The organism is Streptomyces sp. NPDC003943, assembly GCF_053605265.1.
Window position 1 is genome coordinate 15359 of record NZ_JBSGIW010000033.1, and the last position, 19454, is coordinate 34812.

The 19454-nt window shown below is 72.4% G+C and carries 17 protein-coding genes; 13 read left to right on the top strand and 4 right to left on the bottom strand.

The window, feature by feature from the left end; genetic code table 11:
* Window positions 1-103: 103 nt before the first annotated feature.
* Window positions 104-670: a TetR/AcrR family transcriptional regulator gene (locus ACWEV0_RS16210; protein ID WP_453149928.1), complete on the bottom strand. Its 567-nt coding sequence runs from the start codon at window positions 668-670 to the stop codon at window positions 104-106.
* Between the two features lie 92 nt (window positions 671-762).
* Here ACWEV0_RS16210 and ACWEV0_RS16215 point away from each other — a divergent pair, with 92 nt between their 5' ends.
* The 10 genes from ACWEV0_RS16215 to ACWEV0_RS16260 all read left to right on the top strand — a co-directional run bounded on the left by ACWEV0_RS16215 (window position 763) and on the right by ACWEV0_RS16260 (window position 12929).
* Entirely contained in the window at window positions 763-1983 is a 1221-nt protein-coding gene (locus ACWEV0_RS16215) for an MFS transporter (protein WP_453149929.1), read from the top strand.
* Window positions 1984-2030: 47 nt separating this feature from the next.
* A complete protein-coding gene (locus ACWEV0_RS16220; protein WP_453149930.1) occupies window positions 2031-2408 on the top strand; it encodes a nuclear transport factor 2 family protein in 378 nt (125 codons plus the stop codon).
* 6 nt (window positions 2409-2414) lie between these two features.
* A complete protein-coding gene (locus ACWEV0_RS16225) occupies window positions 2415-3500 on the top strand; it encodes an LLM class flavin-dependent oxidoreductase (protein WP_453149931.1) in 1086 nt (361 codons plus the stop codon).
* Complete coding sequence (locus tag ACWEV0_RS16230; RefSeq protein WP_453149932.1) at window positions 3497-4111, top strand: FMN reductase; 615 nt, start codon at window positions 3497-3499, stop codon at window positions 4109-4111. Before ACWEV0_RS16225 ends, ACWEV0_RS16230 begins: the two co-directional genes overlap by 4 nt.
* 60 nt (window positions 4112-4171) lie before the next feature.
* On the top strand, window positions 4172-7003 hold the full coding sequence (locus ACWEV0_RS16235; protein WP_453149933.1) for an ATP-binding protein: 2832 nt from the start codon (window positions 4172-4174) through the stop codon (window positions 7001-7003).
* Window positions 7004-7140: 137 nt separating this feature from the next.
* On the top strand, window positions 7141-8388 hold the full coding sequence (locus tag ACWEV0_RS16240; RefSeq protein WP_453149934.1) for a PucR family transcriptional regulator: 1248 nt from the start codon (window positions 7141-7143) through the stop codon (window positions 8386-8388).
* A gap of 137 nt (window positions 8389-8525) precedes the next feature.
* Entirely contained in the window at window positions 8526-9377 is an 852-nt protein-coding gene (locus tag ACWEV0_RS16245; protein WP_453149935.1) for an alpha/beta fold hydrolase, read from the top strand.
* A 41-nt stretch (window positions 9378-9418) separates the two neighbouring features.
* The gene (locus ACWEV0_RS16250; protein WP_453149936.1) at window positions 9419-10327 is read left to right on the top strand and encodes a helix-turn-helix domain-containing protein; all 909 of its coding nucleotides are present in this window, start codon (window positions 9419-9421) and stop codon (window positions 10325-10327) included.
* A 44-nt stretch (window positions 10328-10371) separates the two neighbouring features.
* Window positions 10372-11085 (top strand): alpha/beta fold hydrolase, encoded by a 714-nt coding sequence (locus ACWEV0_RS16255; RefSeq protein WP_453149937.1) that lies wholly within the window; start codon window positions 10372-10374, stop codon window positions 11083-11085.
* A 227-nt stretch (window positions 11086-11312) separates the two neighbouring features.
* Window positions 11313-12929 carry a purple acid phosphatase family protein gene (locus tag ACWEV0_RS16260; RefSeq protein ID WP_453149938.1) on the top strand — a complete coding sequence of 539 codons (1617 nt, stop codon included), beginning with the start codon at window positions 11313-11315 and terminating at the stop codon, window positions 12927-12929.
* A 69-nt stretch (window positions 12930-12998) separates the two neighbouring features.
* Here ACWEV0_RS16260 and ACWEV0_RS16265 read toward each other — a convergent pair whose 3' ends face one another.
* Window positions 12999-13808, bottom strand: a complete 810-nt coding sequence (locus ACWEV0_RS16265; RefSeq protein WP_453149939.1) for a VOC family protein — start codon at window positions 13806-13808, stop codon at window positions 12999-13001.
* A 108-nt stretch (window positions 13809-13916) separates the two neighbouring features.
* On the bottom strand, window positions 13917-14198 hold the full coding sequence (locus ACWEV0_RS16270; RefSeq protein ID WP_453149940.1) for a hypothetical protein: 282 nt from the start codon (window positions 14196-14198) through the stop codon (window positions 13917-13919).
* 256 nt (window positions 14199-14454) lie between these two features.
* On the opposite strand from ACWEV0_RS16270, the gene ACWEV0_RS16275 reads away from it, so the two are divergent.
* Complete coding sequence (locus ACWEV0_RS16275; protein WP_453149941.1) at window positions 14455-15735, top strand: cytochrome P450; 1281 nt, start codon at window positions 14455-14457, stop codon at window positions 15733-15735.
* A 44-nt stretch (window positions 15736-15779) separates the two neighbouring features.
* On the opposite strand, the gene ACWEV0_RS16280 is transcribed toward ACWEV0_RS16275, so the two are convergent.
* A complete protein-coding gene (locus tag ACWEV0_RS16280) occupies window positions 15780-16382 on the bottom strand; it encodes a type 1 glutamine amidotransferase domain-containing protein (protein ID WP_453149942.1) in 603 nt (200 codons plus the stop codon).
* Window positions 16383-16658: 276 nt separating this feature from the next.
* Here ACWEV0_RS16280 and ACWEV0_RS16285 point away from each other — a divergent pair, with 276 nt between their 5' ends.
* A complete protein-coding gene (locus ACWEV0_RS16285; RefSeq protein WP_453149943.1) occupies window positions 16659-17648 on the top strand; it encodes an LLM class F420-dependent oxidoreductase in 990 nt (329 codons plus the stop codon).
* Complete coding sequence (locus tag ACWEV0_RS16290) at window positions 17645-19444, top strand: thiamine pyrophosphate-requiring protein (RefSeq protein WP_453149944.1); 1800 nt, start codon at window positions 17645-17647, stop codon at window positions 19442-19444. The genes ACWEV0_RS16285 and ACWEV0_RS16290 overlap by 4 nt, the downstream gene beginning before the upstream one ends.
* Window positions 19445-19454 lie beyond the last annotated feature (10 nt).

A 19454-nucleotide genomic window follows, 5' to 3' on the forward strand; every position in this document is an offset into this window, starting at 1 on the left:
AGATTAGGGGGAATAGGGGAGGTTATGAGAAGGGGTTACGTCAGGGGTTCGGCCGGGTCCGGGTCCGGGGCGGCGACCGCCCCGGCGCCGGCCGGCGGGGTTTTCAGCGCGCAGCGGCCAGTGCGGTGACCGTGTCGGCGGTCCGCCGGGCGTAGCCGGCGTCCAGGGTGGTGCGGTCGAACAGCAGCCGGTACCACATCGGCCCGTAGACGAGGTCGATGAGGAAGTCGGTGTCGTCGTAGGCGATTTCACCGCGCTCGCGGGCCCGCTCCATCAGTGACCGCACCACGTCGCGCCGGGGCAGGATCAGGCGCTCCCACATCGTGCGGGCGAAGGTCTCGTCCTGGATGCCCTCGGCGGCGAGCGCCCGGTTGAGGACGCCGCTGACGCCCTGCTGGGCCTCGAAGGTCGCGGTCAGCAGCTCGACCAGGTCGCCGTGGAGGGTGCCGGTGTCCGGGACGGGCAGCCGGCCGGCCGCGATGTCGGTGAGGACCTCCAGGATCGCCTCGCCCTTGCTTCGGTAGCGCCGGTAGACCGTCTGTTTCGAGACGCCCGCGCGGGAGGCGATGCCCTCCATGCTCACCGCCCGGTAGCCGTTCTCGCTGACCAGGTCCTTGGTCGCGCGCAGGATGGCGTCGTCCACGCCGGGGTCTCTGGGTCGTCCGCTCATGGCCCCACCTTAAGTCATTGACATACGGACCGCTCCGTATTGTAATGACATTACGAACCGAACCGCACCGTATTGAAATGGGGGTGGATGGGATGGCCGCGATGCCCGCCCGTCGTTCCGGGCCGGCCCTGTGGGCCCTGGCCCTCGGCTACTTCTCCTTCGGCACGTCCTCGCTCGCGGTGGTCGGGCTCGGCGCCCCCATCAGCGCGGACCTGCACGTCACACAGGCCCAGGTCGGCCTGCTCGTGACGGTGTTCGCGCTCACCTTCGCCGTCACCGCCCCGCTGGCCCCCGTGGTCCTGGGACGCCTGGGCCGCAAGAGCGTGCTGCTCGCCGGCCTCGCGGTGATGGCCGCGGGAGGCGTCGCCGCCGCGCTCGCCCCCGGCTACGGCGTGCTGTGCGCGGCCCGGGTGCTCACCGCGCTGGGCGGGGCGGCGTTCGGCCCGGCCGCCTCGGCGGCGGGCTCGCTCCTCGTCCCCGAGGAGCGCCGCACCCGTGCGCTGGCCACCGTCTTCGCCGGGATGACGGCGGCGACCGTGCTCGGTGTGCCGCTGAGCACGAGCCTCGGGCAGAGCGCCGGATGGCGGTGGACCACGGCCGGCATAGCCGCCCTGACCCTGCTCTCGCTGGCCCTGGTCGCCGTCCTGGTGCCCGCGCTGGAGCGCGGCACCCCGGCCACCGCTGCCGCCTTCCGGCCGGTGCTGCGGACGAAGGGTGTGCTGCCCGTGATCGTGACGACGCTCGCGTTCATGGCCGCGCAGTTCACGGTCTACGGCGTCGCCGGCGCCTACCTGGTCGACCGCTTCCACGCCACGACCGGGCAGGTCGCCCTGCTGCTGCTGGTGTTCGGCGTAGCCGGCGTCGTCGGCAACGCGGTGGCCGGCCGGGTCTTCGAGCGCCTCGGCGGCCCCGTCACGATCACCGTGGCCCTGGCCGGCCTCGCCGTCGCGTTCGCCGCCCTGCTGCTCGCCCCCGCCGGCTTCCCGGCCGCCGTCGCCGCCTTCACCGTCTGGGCCGTCTTCAGCCAGCTCTTCCAGGCCCCCCAGCAGGCCCGGCTCGTGGCCCTCGTCCCCGACCAGCGGGCCCTCGGCCTCGCCCTGAACGCGTCCTCCCTCTACCTCGGCATGAGCGTGGGAAGCCTCCTCGGCGCCACCCTGCTGCCCGCCACCGGTGCCGCCTGGCTGCCGGCCGCCGGACTCGTCCCGCTCGCCCTGGCCGCCTGGGCCCACCGGGCCTCCGGCCGCCACCAGCCCAGCACGCCCGCGTCGCCCCAGCCCACCGCCAAGGCCCCGGCGACCGCCGCCGGCCGCTGACCGTCCCGTAGCCACCCCCAGAACCGAACCGAGACAGGAGCATCCACATGACCAGCGAGAAGAACGCCGCCCTCGTCACCGAATTCATGGAGACCGTCTGGAACCAGGGCCGCACCGAATCCGCCGCCACCTACGTCGCCGCCGGTCTCCTCCAGCACAACCCCAACCTTCCCGACGGCCTCGACGCCCTCACCGGCCTGATCGACATGCTGCGGGGTCAGATGCCGCAGCTGCGCTTCGACATCCGCCGCACCGCCGCTGACGGCGACCTCGTCTTCGTCCACAGCCACTTCACCCCGGCCCCGGGCGAGGCGGGCCAGGCCGTCGTCGACATCTTCCGCGTCGAGGACGGGCTGATCGTCGAGCACTGGGACGTCCACCAGGAGATCCCCGCCACCACCGCCAGCGGCCGGCCCACCGTCTGACACCCCATGCAGTTCGGCATCTTCACCGTCGGGGACGTGACCCCCGACCCCACCAACGGTCGCACCCCGACCGAGCACGAGCGCATCAAGGCGATGGTCGCCATCGCGCTCAAGGCCGAGGAGGTCGGGCTCGACGTCTTCGCGACGGGCGAGCACCACAACCCGCCGTTCGTGCCGTCGTCACCGACCACCATGCTCGGCTACATCGCCGCCCGCACCGAGAAGCTGATCCTGTCCACGTCCACCACGCTGATCACCACCAACGACCCGGTGAAGATCGCCGAGGACTACGCGATGCTCCAGCACCTGGCCGACGGCCGGGTCGACCTGATGATGGGCCGCGGCAACACCGGTCCCGTGTACCCGTGGTTCGGACAGGACATCCGCCAGGGCATCAACCTCGCCAAGGAGAACTACGCGCTGCTGCGCCGGCTGTGGCGCGAGGACGTCGTCGACTGGGAGGGCACGTTCCGCACGCCGCTCCAGGCCTTCACCTCGACACCCCGGCCCCTGGACGGCGTTCCGCCCTTCGTCTGGCACGGCTCCATCAGGTCCCCCGAGATCGCGGAGCAGGCCGCCTTCTACGGCGACGGCTTCTTCCACAACAACATCTTCTGGCCGGCCGACCACACCAGGCGCATGGTGCAGCTCTACCGGCGCCGGTTCGCCCACCACGGCCACGGCACCCCCGAGCAGGCGATCGTCGGCCTCGGCGGCCAGGTCTTCATGCGGAAGAACTCCCAGGACGCGATACGGGAGTTCCGTCCCTACTTCGACAACGCGCCGGTGTACGGCCACGGCCCGTCGCTGGAGGACTTCACCGAGCAGACCCCGCTGACCGTGGGCTCGCCCCAGCAGGTCATCGAGCGGACCCTGTCGTTCCGGGAGACCGTCGGCGACTACCAGCGCCAGCTGTTCCTGATGGACCACGCGGGCCTGCCCCTGAAGACCGTCCTGGAACAGCTCGACATCCTCGGCGAGGAGGTCGTGCCCGTCCTGCGGAGGGAGTTCGCGAAGGGACGTCCGGCCGACGTGCCGGAGGCCCCCACGCACGCGTCGCTCCGCGCCGTCGGGGAGGTGTCCGCCGCATGAGGCTGACCGTGGTCTCCGCCGGGCTGAGCACCCCCTCCTCCACCCGCCTGCTCGCGGACCGGCTGACCGAATCGGCCCGCGACGAACTCGCCGCCCGGGGGCACGAGGCGTCGACGGAGGTCGTGGAGCTGCGCGAACTGGCCGGCGACATCGCCAACCACCTCGTGACCGGATTCCCGCCCCCGCGACTGAGCGCCGCGATCGACGCGGTGACGGCGGCCGACGGCCTGATCGTCGTGACCCCCGTGTTCGCGGCTTCCTACAGCGGACTCTTCAAGTCCTTCTTCGACGTGATCGACCCGGACGCCCTCACCGGCAAACCGGTCCTGACCGCGGCGACAGGCGGTACGGCCCGCCACTCCCTGGTCCTGGAACACGCCGTCCGCCCGCTGTTCGCCTATCTCCGCGCCGTCGTCGTCCCCACCGCCGTGTTCGCGGCCTCCGAGGACTGGGGCTCGGGCGGAGACGAGTACACCGACGGCCTGCCCGGCCGGGTCCGGCGCGCGGGCGTCGAGCTCGCCGCGCTCATGGCGGCGCGCCCGGTCGGGGAAGAACCCGAGGACGACGTCACCGCCCTCGAACGGCAACTGGCCGACCTGCGCTTCGACTGAGACGGGCCCCCGGACCGGGCGACGCCGGGGTGATTCACATGGTTCATACTGTTCCGCCGTATGAGCGTGAACCGAGTGACGACCAGGACCGCGCCCGAGGAGCTCGACGGCGTACGGACACCCCTCCGGGGCAGGGACGCCGAACTGGCGTTCATCGAGGAGCGGCTCGACGCGCTCGGCCGGGGCCAAGGCGGGATCGTCCGCGTGGAGGGCCGCGCCGGAATCGGCAGGTCCAGGATCCTCGCCGAAGCCGCGGCGGCCGCGAGGCGGCGCGGGACGCGGGTGTTCGAGGGGGCGGCGGACCCCGACGAACAGTTCGTACCGCTCGGCCCGCTCCTGGAAGCCGTACTCTCCGGCGACGAACCGCTGTCGGGCGCCCAACGTCTCCGGGACCTCGCCACGACACCCGGCCAGCGGTTCTGGCTGCTTCAGGAGCTGGGGGACCGCCTGCGGGAGGCGGCTCGGAAGGGACCCCTGCTCGTCGTCCTCGACGACCTCCAGTGGTGCGACGACCTGACCCTCCTCACCTTCCACACCCTCGCGGCGGGACTCTCGTCGCACCCGATCCTGTGGCTGGTCGCCGTACGCGGCGGCAGCGTGCCGTCCGGGGTGCGCACCACCCTGGACCGGATCCGCCAGGCGGGCGCACACGAGCTGGTCCTGGAAGCGCTGGAGGACCGTGCGATCGCCCGGATCACCGAGGACGTCCTCGGCGTCCCTCCCGGCCCGGACGTCCTCCGCCTCGCCCGGCGCGCCGAGGGAGTGCCCCAGCTGCTGGTCGAGCTGCTCGGCTCGCTGCGGGAGGAGGAGGCGGTGACGATCGAGAACGGCATGGCCGGGCTGCCGGCCGGACCTCCCGCGCCACGGCAACTCCCCTCCGTCGCGCGCCGCCTCGACCAGCTGTCCGACGAGGCGCGGGAGCTGGTGCAGACCGCGGCCGCCGTGGGCGGCACGGTCACCGTCGCGCTGCTCGCCGAACTGCTCGGCAGGTCCTCGGCGGCGCTCATCACAGCCGTACGCGAATCCCTCGACGCCGATCTGCTCGCCGAGAGCGGCGATCGCCTCGCCTTCCGCCACGACCTGATCCGCGAGGCGGTGGAAGCCGGCCTCCCCCTGCCCCTGCGTCGGGCCCTGCGCCGACAGGCCGCCGGGCTGCCGCAGGGGACACCCGCCGATGCCGCGGAGGCCGAGGGGTCGGCGCCGGGGGAAGCCGCGGAGGCCGACCGGCTGCGCACCGAAGCGGCGGAACTCGCTGCCACCGCTCCCGGACCCGCCGCGGAGCGCAGCCTCGAGGCCCTGGAACTCGCCGGCGCGGACGCTCCGGAGCGGCCGCGGATCATCGCCGAGACGATTCCGCTGCTCTGGCAGACGGGCCGGGCCGCCCAGGCGCGTGAGCTGGGCGCCTCCGCCCTGGCGGCCGGCGGTCTCGGACCCGAGGACGAGGCGCTCATACGCCTCGCCCTGGCCCGCCTCGCCGGACCCTTCGACTTCTCCGAGGCGGTCCGGCAGGCCCGCGCCGGCGCGGCACTGCCCGGGATCTCCGCGACCGTGCGGGGACGACTGCTCGCCATGCTCGCCGTCGGCCTGTCGATGTCGGGCGAGCACGCGGCGGCCGAACAGGTCGCCGCGGAGGCGTGGGAGACCGCGGCGGCGGCGGGGGACCGCAGCGCCGAGGCCACCCTGACGACGGTCCGCTCGGCCATGAGTTTCCACCGCATGGACCTGACCGAGGCGTTCCGGCAGGCCGAGCGGTCGGCCGCGCTGGCCGACGCCCTGGGCGTCAGCACCTCGCTGTGGGTGCCGGAGGCCTTGTGGCACGCCCTGCTGTCGAACACCACCGGACGCACCGCGGAGGCGCTCGCCGTCGCGGAGGAGGGCATCCGGATCACCGCGGAGCAGGGCCGGACGGTCGCCACCCGCATGTGGCTCATGACCCGCTCCCGCATCCTGCTGGAAGCGGGGCGGCTGGCCGACGCCCGGGCCGACTGCGAAGCCGCGTCCGCGAGCGACGATCCCGGTCCGGGCAACCTCGCCGACGTCACGCTCCGGTACGTGATGCTGCGCGTCGCCCTCCATACCGGCGACCGGGGGACCGCACAGGCGTACGCGGCGGAGGCGAGGCGCATGCGGAGCGACGGCGCACCCGTCGTCCGGCACTTCGGCTCCTGGATGCTGGCACTGGCGGCCGACTTCGAAGGCCGGCCCGACCGTGCCATGGCCGAGCTCGACGAGGTGATGACGTCACCCGCCGAGGACCGGCCCGCGTACGCCGGTCTGATCGACCCCGCCGACGCCCCGGCGCTCGTCCGTCTGGCGCTGCGGGCGGGCGCGCTCGAACGGGCCGCGCAGGCGGTCGCCCAGGCCGAGCGGCGAGCCGCACTCAATCCCGGCCTCACGTTCCTCGCCGCCACCGCAGCGCACGCCCGGGGGCTCCTCGACAACGACCTCGCCCCTCTCGTCCGCGCCGTCCGGCTCTACGAGGACTGCCCCAGGGTGCTGGCCCGGGCGTCGGCACTGGAGGACGCCGGACGCAAGCTGGCGGGCACCCGAAGGTCCGAATCGGTGCCCTACTTCGAGACGGCCCTCGCCCTCTACGAGCGCGCGGGCGCCGGACGGGACGTCGCCCGGGTGCGCCGCCGCCTGCGGGCCGCCGGGGTCCGCAAGCGGCCCACGCCGGCCGGACTCGACAATGCATGGCCCGAGCTGACGGCCGCGGAGACACGCGTGGTACGGCTCGTGGCCCGAGGGCTGACCAACCAACAGGCCGCCGAGCAGCTCTCCCTGTCACCGCACACCGTGAGTTCGCACCTGCGCCGGGCCTTCACCAAGCTGGACGTCACCTCGCGCACGGAGCTGAGCCGGCTGGTCAGACATCGCGACAGCGGAGAGTAGTCGCTTCGTATCCCCTGTGGGCGTCATGGCAATGGACGATTCATGCGATGTGCCGGCCTCGTCGTTTCCTCAGACTGATCAAGAACCGCGGAGTGGAGGAGTCCGCGGGGACAGTTTGATCGAGAGAGGAACAACGCATGACCGTAAGGCTCCAGCGAGCCCGCCCCGGCAGCCCCGAGCTCCAGGCACTCGTCGACGAGCTCGCGGAGCGGCTCGGCCGGTCCGTCGCCGTCGACGACCCGCTGGTCCGCATGGTCTGCACGAGCCGCCACTTCGGCGACGAGGATCCGGTGCGCATCGGCACCCTGCTGCAGGGCCGCGCCGACAACGCGGCCATCCGCTACGTCCTCGCCCAGGGCGTGACCCAGTGGTCGAGGCCCGGCTTCATCGACGGCCGTGACGACCTCGGACTGCTGCCCCGGTACGTCGTGCCGCTGCGCGAGCGCGGGCACCTCCTCGGGCTGCTCATGGTGGTCGTCCCCCAGAAGACGCTGGGGGAGGAGGAGACCCGTGCCATCGCCCGGGCCGCGGACGCCATGTCGGCCCAGATGTACGGAGAGCAGATCGCCGCCGACACCCGCAAGACCGACGAGCGGGACCTCGCCCTCGCACTCGTCGGCGCCGACGTCGCCGCACGCACCACCGCGCGTCGGCGCGGCAAGGAGACGGGGCTGCTCGGCGCGGCGGAGCACGTCCTGGTCACCGTCGTCCAACTGAGCTGCGGGCCGGAGCCCGTACGCCGGTCCGAGGCCGCCCTCTGGGCCGCGCTCGAGGGGTATCGGCAGACGCGCTCCGCCCAGGGCCTCGTCGCGATCGGCAAGGAACGGGCGCTCCTGCTCCAGCTCCGCGACCGCCCGCCGCGCCCGGACGAGGTCGCCACCCAGTCCGCCCGCATCCTCGACGAACTCCGTACCTTCCTGGACCCGTCGGCGGACCCCGTGATCGGCGTCGGCGGCCGGCACTCCGGCCTGGACGAGGCGTGGACGTCGTACGAGCAGGCGCTCGTGGCGGCCCGCGCGGCCCGCCGACTGCCCTCCCTGAACAGCGTCGGCGACTGGGAACTCCTCGGGGAGCTCGCCGTGCTGCTCCAGCTCCCCGAGCCCGCCCTGAACGCGTCCCTGGTCCCGAAGCCGCTCCGTAACCTGACCGAGGCTCACGGCGGCGACCGGCTGCGGGACACCCTGCGCTGCTTCCTCGAACACGCGGGGTCGATCCCCAAGACCGCGGAGACCCTGGGCATCCATCGCACCTCGCTGTACTACCGCCTGCGCCAGATCCAGGAGATCACCGGACTCGACCTCGACGACGGCGCCCACCGGCTCACTCTGCACCTCGGCCTCAGGGTCGGAGAACTCCTCGCCGCGGGCGACGACAGGGCCTTCTGACCCGGACTCGCTTCGACAAAGCGAGGAGGATCCACGGCCCGATTCCTACAGCTCGCGGTGGTGCGGGCGACGGGCCCCATTCGATGATGTTCGGGACGGGCGGGGCCGACGTACCGCCCCTGACCAGGGGAGAGGTCATGAAGCAACTGATCACGACGGACGGCGCACGGCTCGCGTACCAGGACACCGGCGGCGACGGCGTCCCGCTGGTGATGCTGCACGGCTGGGGGCAGACACAGGCGATGTTCCGCCACCAGATCGAGGGGCTCGCACCCGCCCGTCGGGTCGTCACCGTCGACCTGCGCGGCCACGGGCGGTCGGGCAAGCCGCGCCACGGCTACCGCATCGCCCGGCTCTCCCGCGACGTGCTCGAACTCGTCGACCATCTCGGTCTCGACCGGTTCGACGCACTGGGCTGGTCCATGGGCGTCTCCGTGTGGTGGAGCTTCATCGACCAGTACGGGACCGGCCGGATCCGGCGATTCGTCGCCGTCGACCAGCCCGCGGCGGTCGCCGCCGTGCCCTGGATGACCGAGCGGGAACAGCGGGACTCCGGCGCCATCTTCGACGTCTCCGGGCTGCTGTACCTGGGCGCGGCCCTCGCGGGTCCCGAGGGCGACACGGTCCGCGCCGACTTCGTGGGCAGCATGTTCTCCGGCGAACCCGACCCCGAGGTGCTGGCCTTCGTCGCCGAGGAGATCAGGTCGACACCCGCCCACGCGGCCGTGCCTCTGCTCTTCGACCACTGCGCGCAGGACTGGCGGGACGTGCTCCCCCGGATCGACGTGCCGACCCTGGTGATCGGCTGCGAGGGAAGCCATGTGCACCCCGATTCGCAGCGCTTCGTCGCCGAGCGGATTCCCGGCGCACGCCTGCACGTCTTCTCCTCCGACGTGGCGAGCTCACACTTCCCCTTCCTGGAGAACCCGCCGGCCTTCAACGCCGTGGTGGAGAAGTTCCTGGCCGAGGAGCCGCCGAGAGGGGCCTGAGCCCGCCCTCCGTCTGCACGAACCCACGGCTAGGAATCACCATGACCCTCACACTCATGTCACGGGCGCCCGAACAGGTGCCCCGGCAGGCGACTGCTCCGACCGCGCCCTCCTCCGGCTCGGGGTGGCTGGTCCAGATGCTCTCCGAGATGCCGGACACGAACGACCGGAACCACATCTACCTCGGCGTCCACGTCCGTGGGCCCGTCACCGTCGTCCGCGAGCGTGCCAAGACCCTGCTGGAGCCGAACGACCTGGTCTTCTGCGACCCGGCTCGGCGGCAGCTGCTGCGGTTCGGCGAGGACTGCCAGATGATCTTCTTCCGCGTGCCCCGCTGCTATCTGGGCGTCTCGGAGCCGGAACTGGACCAGGTGCTCGGCGTCCCCGTACGCGGCGGGGAGGGGATCGGGGCGCTGGTGTCGGACTTCCTGACCGCGCTGGCCGCCAAGGCGGAATTCCGCCGGTCCACGATCGGGGACCGGCGGGCCCGGACTGCCGTACACCTCCTCTCCGTGCTGGTCATGGAGCTCCTCGAAGCGGACACGACGGACACGGTCGACGACGGCCTCGGAGGCGGTAACGAGATGCTGTCCCGTATCCACGCCCACATCGAAGAACACCTGATGGACCCGGACCTCTCGCCGGAGTCGATCGCACGCGCCCACCACATCTCCGTCCGGTACCTGCAGAGGCTGTTCCAGAAGGACGGCAGCACGGTGAGCCAGTGGGTGCGGCAGCGCAGGCTCGAGTCCTGCCGGTTCGAGCTGGGCCGCTCCACCCGGAGAATCACGATGGCCGCGATGGCACACCGCTGGGGCTTCAGCAGCCCCTCTCACTTCAGCCGCACGTTCCGCGGCGCCTACGGCATGAGCCCCAGCGAATGGCAGGCCCTGGCGACCTCGGCCTTCGCACCGACGACCGCCGACGCCCAGGACGGGCGACGGCGCTGAGACGCGCGCGCTCCGTCATGCCCGAGACCGAGAAGAGAACTCCCATGCCCCACCCCACCGTCGTCCTCGTGCACGGTGCCTTCGCCGACGCGACGGGCTGGATAGGCGTCATCGCGGAACTGCGGAGCAGCGGTATCCCGGTGATCGCCCCGTCGAACCCGCTCCGGGGCCTGGCATCGGACGCCGCCTACCTCGCCTCCGTGCTGACGCAGCTCAAGGGTCCGGCCGTACTCGTCGGCCACTCGTACGGCGGTGCGCTGATCACCGTGGCCGGCACCGCGGAGAACGTCGTGGGTCTCGTCTACGTGGCCGCCTACGTGCCCCATGAGGGCGAGACCCTCGACCAGCTCCAGGGAAGCTTCCCCGATCCGCCACTGACGGGCAACCTGAAGGAGTGGACCTACCCGCTCCACGACGGCGCCCAGGCGGTCGAGGTCACCATCGAGGAGACGGCGTTTCCCTCCGTCTTCGCGGCGGACGTGCCCGAGGACGTCGCCGGCGTCCTGGCGGCGGCCCAACGCCCGCTCGCCGCAGCCGCGTTCACCGAGACCGCAGCCGTGGCGGCATGGCGGACGAAGCCGTCCTGGGCGCTGGTGGCCGGGGCCGACCGCACGATCGGCCCCGAGGTCCAGCGCTTCGGCGCCGAGCGCGCCGGAGCCGTCGTCGTCGAACTCCCCGACGCCTCCCACGCCGTCGTCCTGTCCGAGCCCACTCTGGTCGCCGACCTGATCAGGGACGCGGTGCGGGCGACGAGCTGACCCCCCGGGGCCTGTCCGGCGGGACGCTGCCGGCGCCGGTCCTGCGGTCCCTGCTGGACGGCGGCTGAGGGCGGCGGGCGACGAGGCCGGAGGACCTCCTGTAATCCGGGGCGACCGCCTGGAAATTTTCGTTCAAGAGTGGTTGTCGCAGGCGTGGGCGCAGTTGATCGCACCTAGGGTTCACACGATCAACTTCCTTGCAACTTCCTTCGAGACAAGGGTGTTCCATGTCGATTGCGCGCAGGACATTACTGACCGGCTCGACGGCCGGTGCGGCCGCCGCCGCCGTCGGCGGTGCGGGAAGCGCCGAAGCCGCCGGGCGGCCGGCGGCCGCGGCGTCGCCGCTGCTGCAGCGCACACCCAGCCGCATCGGGGTGCCGGGCGTGGCCGGGCTGCACCTCCAGTTCGGTGCCGATCCCGCCACCGAGATGACCGTCTCCTGGATCAGTCCCCAGTCCGTCCGGCGTCCGCGGATCCACCTCGGGTCACCGGACGGGGGCACCGGGCGGGTCGTCGACGCCGAGACCCGTACCTACCGCGACGGACTCTCCCAGCAGGAGGTGTACGTCCACCACGCCCGCATCACCGGACTGCGGCCGGACACCACCTACCTCTACTCGGCCGGGCACGACGGTGCCGCACACGAGACCGGGTCGTTCACCACGGCACCGCGCGGTCGCACCGCGTTCACCTTCACGAGCTTCGGCGACCAGGGCACGCCCAATCTGCGCCGCACCCTCACGTGGCCCACGCCGGACACACCGCCGCCGCTCGGTCACTTCCCGCTCTACACCAGCACCCAGGGCGGCACCGAGGCGTCCGCCGACATCGTGGCCGCGGTGGAACGGGTCGCTCCGCTGTTCAACCTGGTCAACGGCGACCTGTGCTACGCGGGCGTGGCCGGTGCCATCGGCGAGGACCGGGTGGCGACCTGGGCCGACTGGTTCATCAGCAACAGCCGCTCGGCGCGGCTGCGCCCCTGGATGCCCTGCGCCGGCAACGGCGAGACCGAGAAGGGCAACGGTCCCCTGGGCGTCACGGGCTACCAGACCTACTTCGCGCTGCCGGACGCGACGACCGCCACCGACCCCGAGACCAGCGGCCTCTGGTACGCCTTCACCGTCGGCGCCGTCCGATTCATCAGCCTGGCCAACGACGACGTGGCGATCGTGGACAGCGGCGACATCTATCTGCGCGGATACTCCGGTGGTGCGCAACGCCGCTGGCTGGAAAGGGAGCTGAAGGCGGCGCGGGCCGCCAGTGACATCGACTGGATCGTCGTCTTCATGCACCACCCGATGATCTCCAGCCACCGCAGCGGCGGCGCCGACCTCGGTGTCCGCCAGGAGTGGGGCCCGCTCTTCGACGCGTACGGGGTCGACCTGGTGCTCTGCGGCCACGAGCACTACTACGAGCGCTCGCTGCCGCTCCGCGGCACCCTGCCGAACGACGTCCGCACCCCGGTCCCGGTCTCCACCAGGACCGACGTCGCCGACACCGGCGACGGCACCGTGCACATGATCATCGGTGGCGGCGGCAACTTCGCCACCACCCAGGACGACCTGTTCGAGGAGCCCAGGGGCCGGGTCGTGGTCGACGTGGGCAAGGTGCCCGAGGGCCGCCACCGCAAGGCGGTCTACGTCACCGAGGACGCCCCCTGGCGCGCCGTCCAGGACCGCGTCCACAGCCACGGCTTCGCCGCCTTCGACGTCGACCCGGGCACCCGCGGCACCGGACGCACCCGGATGCACGTCACGTACTACACCTTCGACGGCCCGTACGGAGACCTGACCCCGGTCGACACCTTCACCCTGGAGCGCCCCCGCGCCGACGCCCGGCACTGACGCCGGCCCGCTCCGGGTCCGGCCTCGCCGGACCCGGAGCGGGCCGCACCCGGCCTTCGTCCGGTACGGTCACTTCGAGGGCGGGGTCAGGACGACGAAGTCGGCGTCGTTCGGGTCGACGCAGACGGCGAGGCGGCCCACGCCCTCGGTGTCGACCGGGCCCATCTGGACGCTGCCGCCGTGCTCGGTGACCTTGGCGATCGCGGCGTCGCAGTCGTCGACGTCGAAGACCGGGTGCCAGTACGGGCGGCCGCCCGTGAGGACGAGATTCTCCCGGGAGAGCTCCAGGAGGCCGCCCTGCATGCGCTCCTGAGGCAGCCCCGCCGGCGTGATCAGGGTGTACGTGCCTTCGCCGCCCGGCATCTCCATGTCGCTGTACTGCCAGCCGAAGACGCTGCCGTAGAACTCCCGGGCGGCCGCGGCGTCGCTCGTGTAGAGCTCCGTCCAGGACAGCGAGCCGGGCGCGTCCACCAGCTCGACGCCCGTGTCCTTGCCGGGCTGCCAGACGGCGAACTGCCCTCCCAGCGGGTCGCTGTACTGGGCCATGCGTCCCCACTCGCCGAGATCCCGCGGTGCGACCCGCACGGTCCCGCCACCGCGTTCCACCGCCTCGGTCGTGGCGTCCGCGTCGGCGACGTGGTAGTAGATCATCCAGGCGGACCGGGCGCCCTGCTCGGTGAGCTTGCCCAGACCGGCGACGATCTTGCCGTCCTTGCGGAACATGCCGCCTTCCATGTCCTCCCCTGCCTCCCCGCCGCCGCTCATGGGCTCGTAGTCCCAGCCCAGCACCGCGCCGTAGAAGGTGGCGGCGGCGGGGAGGTCGGGAGCGCCGAGGTCGAGCCAGCAGGGGGAGCCGGGCACGAAGTCGGTGGTGATCATGGGCATTCCCTTTCAGCGATACCGTCGAACCGGTCGGCCCAACGTGACCACGCGGTGGCCGTGTGTGCGCGCTGTCCGGTCGGAACGGGTGACGGGCCGCCTGGAACGTCAGACCGTGCTCGCCGCGAACCGACGTTGCGCCTGCGGTGTGGCTCCCGTCAGGCCGAGGGGGATGCCCAGGCTCGCGCACATGCGGCGGGCCCGCCCCATGGCGCTGAGCGTGGCGGGCGTCGGTTCCCCGGCGGGGATCCGGACGATGAGGCTCCGGGGCTTGTGCGCGCGGACGAGGACCTCGATCGCCAACGTCGCGGCGGCGCGGGTGGTGACATCGAGATTCCGGTGCAACGTCACGCGCAGGGCGTCGCCCTCGACCCTGTGGCTGATCAGCATGATGCCCTCCGCTCGGCGGGGTCCTCGCACCGTGCCCCGGCCCCGGGCTCCAGAGTGACAGTCGGGACGTGGCATCGCATTTCAGGCCCGCCGACATCTCCCGCCGACTCTCCCGGCGACTCTTCCGGCGGCCGAACGCGTGCCCACGGCGTTTCGGGGTAGCCGCAGACCGGTCCGGCCGGAGTGCGGTGCCGCCGCCCCGCCATGCGCGGAGCGCCTCACGACCGCCCCGGCGACGGCACCCGAGGAGGTCTTCATGCCCGGTGACAACACGCTCCCCCTGCTGGTGAAGGGCTACACATGGCTGCCCGGGGTCTCCCGGCGCCAGGACGCCGACGGTCTCGTGAAGACGCGTCTGATGGGACGCCCGGTGCGCGTGCTCCGGGGCCCGGAACTCGTCGCGTTCTTCTACGACGAGAGCCACGCCCGCCGGAACGGGGCGCTGCCGGGTCCGGTCCTCGACACCCTGTTCGGCCGGGGCGCCGTGCACACCCTCGACGGCCCGGAGCACCGCACCCGCAAGGCGCTCTTCCTGTCGCAGCTCACCGAGACGGCAAGGGTGCGCGCGCTGACGGCGTGCGTGTGCGCGGAGTTCAGGGAGACCTTCGACGGTCTGCGCGGACGCGAGGTCACGCTCTTCGACGAGGGCGCGCGCGTCCTCGCCCGCGCGGTGGCCCAGTGGGTCGGCCTGCCGGGGTACCGCGCCGCCGAGGCCGAACAGCTCGCCCGCGACTGCGTGGCGATGGTCGACGGCTTCGCCACACCGGGGCCGCGCCATCTTCGCGCCCGGCGCGCCCGGGCCAGACAGGAGGCGCTGCTGCGCGGGGCCGTCGTACGGGCTCGCGGCGCCCGCGAGCCGGCGACGCCGCACAGGCGCCAGGGAGCGCCGGGAGCACACCACGAGCCGGGCGACCCCGCCCGTACCCCCTTCGAGGCGGTCCTGGCCCATCGGGAGGCCGACGGATCGCTGCTCGATCCCGCCACGGCCGCCGTGGAACTGCTCAACATCGTGCGGCCGACCGTGGCGATCACCTGGTTCACGACCTTCGCCGCCCACGCCATGCGCGACGCCCCGGAGCTGCGGCGGCGCCTGGCGGACGACGAGCCCGCCGGCCTCGCCACCTCCTTCGCCCACGAGGTACGCCGCTTCCACCCGTTCGTGCCGTTCCTCGCCGCGCTCGCCCCCGACGGTCTCGAAGTCCAGGGGGAGCGTGTGCCACACGGCACGATGCTGCTGCTCGACGTGTACGGCCAGAACCACGACCCCGAACTGTGGGACGAGCCCTTCCGCTTCGTGCCCGGCCGGTTCCTCGGAGCCGCGCCCCACCCCGACAAGCTCATTCCGCAGGGAGGCGGTCCGCGCGAGGGCCACCGCTGCCCCGGCGAGGACATCACGATCGCCGTGCTGTCCGCGCTGACCCGCGAACTCGCCCGGCTCGACTTCACGGTGCCGGACCAGGACCTGCGCATTCCGCTGCACCGGATCCCGACCCGGCCCCGCGACGGCTTCCGGCTGCGCATCCCTGATGAGCAGTGACCACTGATGAGCAGTGACCAGTCAGCTACTCAGGCAGACCGCACTCAGGCGGCGTGACGCGTACCCGGCTGTGTCCGCTCGCGCGTGCCGGGGGCGCGTTCCTCGAGTGTGCTGACGACGGCCGCGCAGAACGCGTCCAGGTCGCCCGGCCTGCGGGAGGTGATCAGAGGGAAGCCCCCGGTGGTGTCGACGACGACCTCCTCGTCCCGCCACCTGCCGCCTCCGTTCTCGATGTCGGTGCGCAGTGAGGGGTACGACGTCAGCCGACGCCCCCTGGCGACCTCGCTCTCCACGAGGAGCCACGGGCCGTGACAGATCGCGGCCACCGTCTTGCCGGACTTGGCGAAGGCGCTGACCAGCTGCTGGGCGTCCTTCTCCATGCGCAGCCGGTCGGCGTTGAGCGTGCCACCCGGCACGAAGACCGCATCGTACTCCTGAGCCGTGACTTCGTCCAGGGCGGCGTCCGCGACGACGACGGTGCCGGGCCGCCGGTCCGAGACAAGGGTCAGGACCGGCGCGGCCTTCTGGGCGGCGACCGTGACGGTCGCGCCGGCTTCGCGCAGGGCTGCCGTGGGCCGCGTGAGTTCGTCCTGTTCCACGCCGTAGTTGGTGGTGAGGACGAGAACTTTCGTTCCGTGGAGGGTCACGATGCTGTGCTCCTTCCCGTTCTTCGAGCTCCTTCGACTCCGCGGAGAGCTTCAACGGCCACCAAGGGAGCGCTTCGGATTCCCGGCGCTCCTCTCGTCGGGTGCAAAAGCCTTCCATCAGCCGCTGCCCCTGCCGTGCGGGTTCATGCGGGCGGCGGGCGGGAATCGGCGCGCACCCGGACACCGGCCACGCCGCCCGTGCCGACCCGGCCGCACGTTTTCCCCTCGGTCACCCGGGCAGGCGCCCCCTGTGGCCCGGACCGCCCTGGAGGTGTGATGACCGAGTTCGGATACTTCCTCTCCTGCGAGGAGTTCGATCCCGCCGACCTCGTCGAGCAGGCGCGCATGGCCGAGGACGCGGGCTTCCGCTCGCTGTGGATCTCCGACCACTACCATCCGTGGAACGACGAGCAGGGCCACAGCCCGTTCGTCTGGTCCGTCATCGGCGCGCTCTCGCAGTGCTGCGGACTGCCCGTCGAGACCGCCGTGACCTGCCCCACCGTGCGTCTCCACCCCGCGCTCGTGGCCCAGGCGGCCGCCACCTCCCAGGTCATGCTCGACGGGCGCTTCCGGCTCGGCGTCGGCAGCGGGGAGGCGCTCAACGAACACATCCTCGGCGACACCTGGCCGTCGGCCGACGTGCGCCTCGACATGCTGGAAGAGGCCGTCGAGGTCATCCGGAAGCTGTTCACCGGTGACCAGGTCACGCACCGCGGCCCCCACTACACCGTCGAGAACGCCCGCCTCTACACCCTTCCCGACACCCCGCCGCCGATCGACGTCTCCGCCTTCGGGCCCAAGGCCGCCGAGCTCGCCTCGCGCATCGGTGACGGCCTCGTCCTCACCACCCCCGACGACGAGCTGATCGACACCTTCCGGTCCGGCGGCGCGGCGCGCCCCGTGTACGCCGCGACCAAGGTCTGCTGGTCCCGCTCGCGGGACGAGGCCGTCCGCACGGCCCACCGGCTCTGGCCCACCGAGCACCTGCCCGGCGAACTCAACCAACTCCTGCCCACACCGAGCCACTTCGAGCAGGCCTCGCAACTCGTGACCGAGGACACGGTGTCCGACGCGGTGCCCTGCGGCCCCGACCCGGAGGAACACGTCCGGCGGCTGCGGGAGTACGGGGACGCCGGCGTCGAGCGCGTCCACATCGGGCAGATCGGGCCCGAACAGCGCGGTTTCTTCGACTTCTACCGCACCGAGGTCCTGCCCCTGCTCGACGGCGGGGGCCCCGACCGTACGAACGGAGGCGAGCGGTCATGAGCAGCCCGACCGTCGGCGACCACCTGCTCGAACGGCTCCGCGCCTGGGGAGTCAGCCATGTCTTCGGCTACCCGGGGGACGGCATCAGCGGCCTGCTCGCCGCCTGGTCCCGGGCCGACGACGACCCACGGTTCATCCAGGCCCGGCACGAGGAGATGGCGGCCTTCGAGGCCGTCGGCCACGCCAAGTTCTCCGGCCACGTCGGCGTCTGCGCCGCGACCTCCGGACCCGGCGCCGTCCACCTCCTCAACGGCCTCTACGACGCCAAACTCGACCACGTGCCCGTCGTCGCCGTCGTCGGCCAGACCGACCGCAGCGCGATGGGCGGTTCCTACCAGCAGGAGGTCGACCTGCACAGTCTGTTCAAGGACGTGGCCTCCGCCTACCTGGAGACCGTCAACGTCCCCGAGCAGCTCCCCAACGTGCTCGACCGGGCCGTGCGCACCGCCTACGCCCGCCGCGCCCCGACCGCCCTGATCATCCCGGCGGACGTCCAGGAACTCGCCTACTCCGCGCCGGAACACGCCCACAAGATGGTGCCCTCCAGCCTCGACGTGAGCGGCTGGGCCCCGGTCCCCGACGACGCCTCGCTCGCCCGCGCCGCCGAGGTCCTCAACGCCGGTACGCGGGTGGCCCTGCTGATCGGCCAGGGCGCGGCCGGCGCCGCCCGCGAGGTCGAACGGGTCGCCGACCTGCTCGGCGCGGGCGTCGCCAAGGCGCTCCTGGGCAAGGACGCGCTGAGCGACGAACTGCCCTACGTGACGGGCTCGATCGGGCTGCTCGGCACCCGCCCCTCGTACGAGCTGATGCGCGACTGCGACACCCTGCTCACCATCGGCTCCAACTTCCCCTACTCCGAGTTCCTGCCGCCGTACGGGCAGGCCCGCGCCGTCCAGATCGACATCGACGCCCACATGGTGGGGCTGCGCTACCCCTACGAGGTCAACCTGGTCGGCGACGCCGCCGCCACCCTCGGCCGGCTGCTGCCGCTGCTCACGCGCAAGGAGGACCGCGGGTGGCAGGAGTCCGTGACCGCCGGCGTACGCCGCTGGCGGACCGTGATGGAACGCCGGGCCGCGCTCTCCGCCGATCCCGTCAACCCCGAGCTGGTGGCCCGCGCACTCGACCCGCTGCTCCCAGACGACGCCATGATCACCTGCGACTCCGGCTCGGTGGCCAACTGGTACGCCCGGCACCTCACCATGCGCCGCGGCATGCGGGCCTCCCTCTCGGGGACCCTCGCCACCATGGGCAGCGGGGTGCCGTACGCGATCGGCGCCAAGTTCGCCCACCCCGACCGGCCCGCGATCGCCCTGGTCGGCGACGGGGCGATGCAGATGAACGGCCTGGCCGAGCTGATCACCGTCGCCAAGTACGCCACCGAGTGGACCGACCCGCGGCTCGTCGTCGCCGTGTGGAACAACCAGGACCTCAACCAGGTCAGCTGGGAGCTGCGGGCCATGGCCCACACCGCCCCGTTCAAGGCCTCCCAGATCATCCCCGACGTGCCGTACGCCGACTTCGCCCGCTCCCTCGGCATGGACGGGCGCCGGATCACCGACCCGGCCGACGTCGAGGACGCCTGGCGCCAGGCCCTGGCCGCCGACGGGCCCACCGTCCTGGACTTCCGCACCGACCCGGACGTACCGCCGATCCCGCCGCACGCCACCTGGGACCAGATCGAGTCCACCCTCGCCTCGCTGGCCCACGGCGACGGCCACCGCCGCCACCTCGTCGTCCAGGGCCTCAAGGCCAAGGCACAGGAACTGCTGCCGCGCCGGCCCGGCGGGCGGTGAACGGCCGTGC

Excerpts from the sequence above, each read along its gene's own strand:
- ACWEV0_RS16210 (WP_453149928.1), bottom strand. The coding sequence starts at position 670 with ATGAGCGGACGACCCAGAGACCCCGGCGTGGACGACGCCATCCTGCGC.
- ACWEV0_RS16215 (WP_453149929.1), top strand. The coding sequence starts at position 763 with ATGGCCGCGATGCCCGCCCGTCGTTCCGGGCCGGCCCTGTGGGCCCTG.
- ACWEV0_RS16220 (WP_453149930.1), top strand. The coding sequence starts at position 2,031 with ATGACCAGCGAGAAGAACGCCGCCCTCGTCACCGAATTCATGGAGACC.
- ACWEV0_RS16225 (WP_453149931.1), top strand. The coding sequence starts at position 2,415 with ATGCAGTTCGGCATCTTCACCGTCGGGGACGTGACCCCCGACCCCACC.
- ACWEV0_RS16230 (WP_453149932.1), top strand. The coding sequence starts at position 3,497 with ATGAGGCTGACCGTGGTCTCCGCCGGGCTGAGCACCCCCTCCTCCACC.
- ACWEV0_RS16235 (WP_453149933.1), top strand. The coding sequence starts at position 4,172 with ATGAGCGTGAACCGAGTGACGACCAGGACCGCGCCCGAGGAGCTCGAC.
- ACWEV0_RS16240 (WP_453149934.1), top strand. The coding sequence starts at position 7,141 with ATGACCGTAAGGCTCCAGCGAGCCCGCCCCGGCAGCCCCGAGCTCCAG.
- ACWEV0_RS16245 (WP_453149935.1), top strand. The coding sequence starts at position 8,526 with ATGAAGCAACTGATCACGACGGACGGCGCACGGCTCGCGTACCAGGAC.
- ACWEV0_RS16250 (WP_453149936.1), top strand. The coding sequence starts at position 9,419 with ATGACCCTCACACTCATGTCACGGGCGCCCGAACAGGTGCCCCGGCAG.
- ACWEV0_RS16255 (WP_453149937.1), top strand. The coding sequence starts at position 10,372 with ATGCCCCACCCCACCGTCGTCCTCGTGCACGGTGCCTTCGCCGACGCG.
- ACWEV0_RS16260 (WP_453149938.1), top strand. The coding sequence starts at position 11,313 with ATGTCGATTGCGCGCAGGACATTACTGACCGGCTCGACGGCCGGTGCG.
- ACWEV0_RS16265 (WP_453149939.1), bottom strand. The coding sequence starts at position 13,808 with ATGATCACCACCGACTTCGTGCCCGGCTCCCCCTGCTGGCTCGACCTC.
- ACWEV0_RS16270 (WP_453149940.1), bottom strand. The coding sequence starts at position 14,198 with ATGCTGATCAGCCACAGGGTCGAGGGCGACGCCCTGCGCGTGACGTTG.
- ACWEV0_RS16275 (WP_453149941.1), top strand. The coding sequence starts at position 14,455 with ATGCCCGGTGACAACACGCTCCCCCTGCTGGTGAAGGGCTACACATGG.
- ACWEV0_RS16285 (WP_453149943.1), top strand. The coding sequence starts at position 16,659 with ATGACCGAGTTCGGATACTTCCTCTCCTGCGAGGAGTTCGATCCCGCC.
- ACWEV0_RS16290 (WP_453149944.1), top strand. The coding sequence starts at position 17,645 with ATGAGCAGCCCGACCGTCGGCGACCACCTGCTCGAACGGCTCCGCGCC.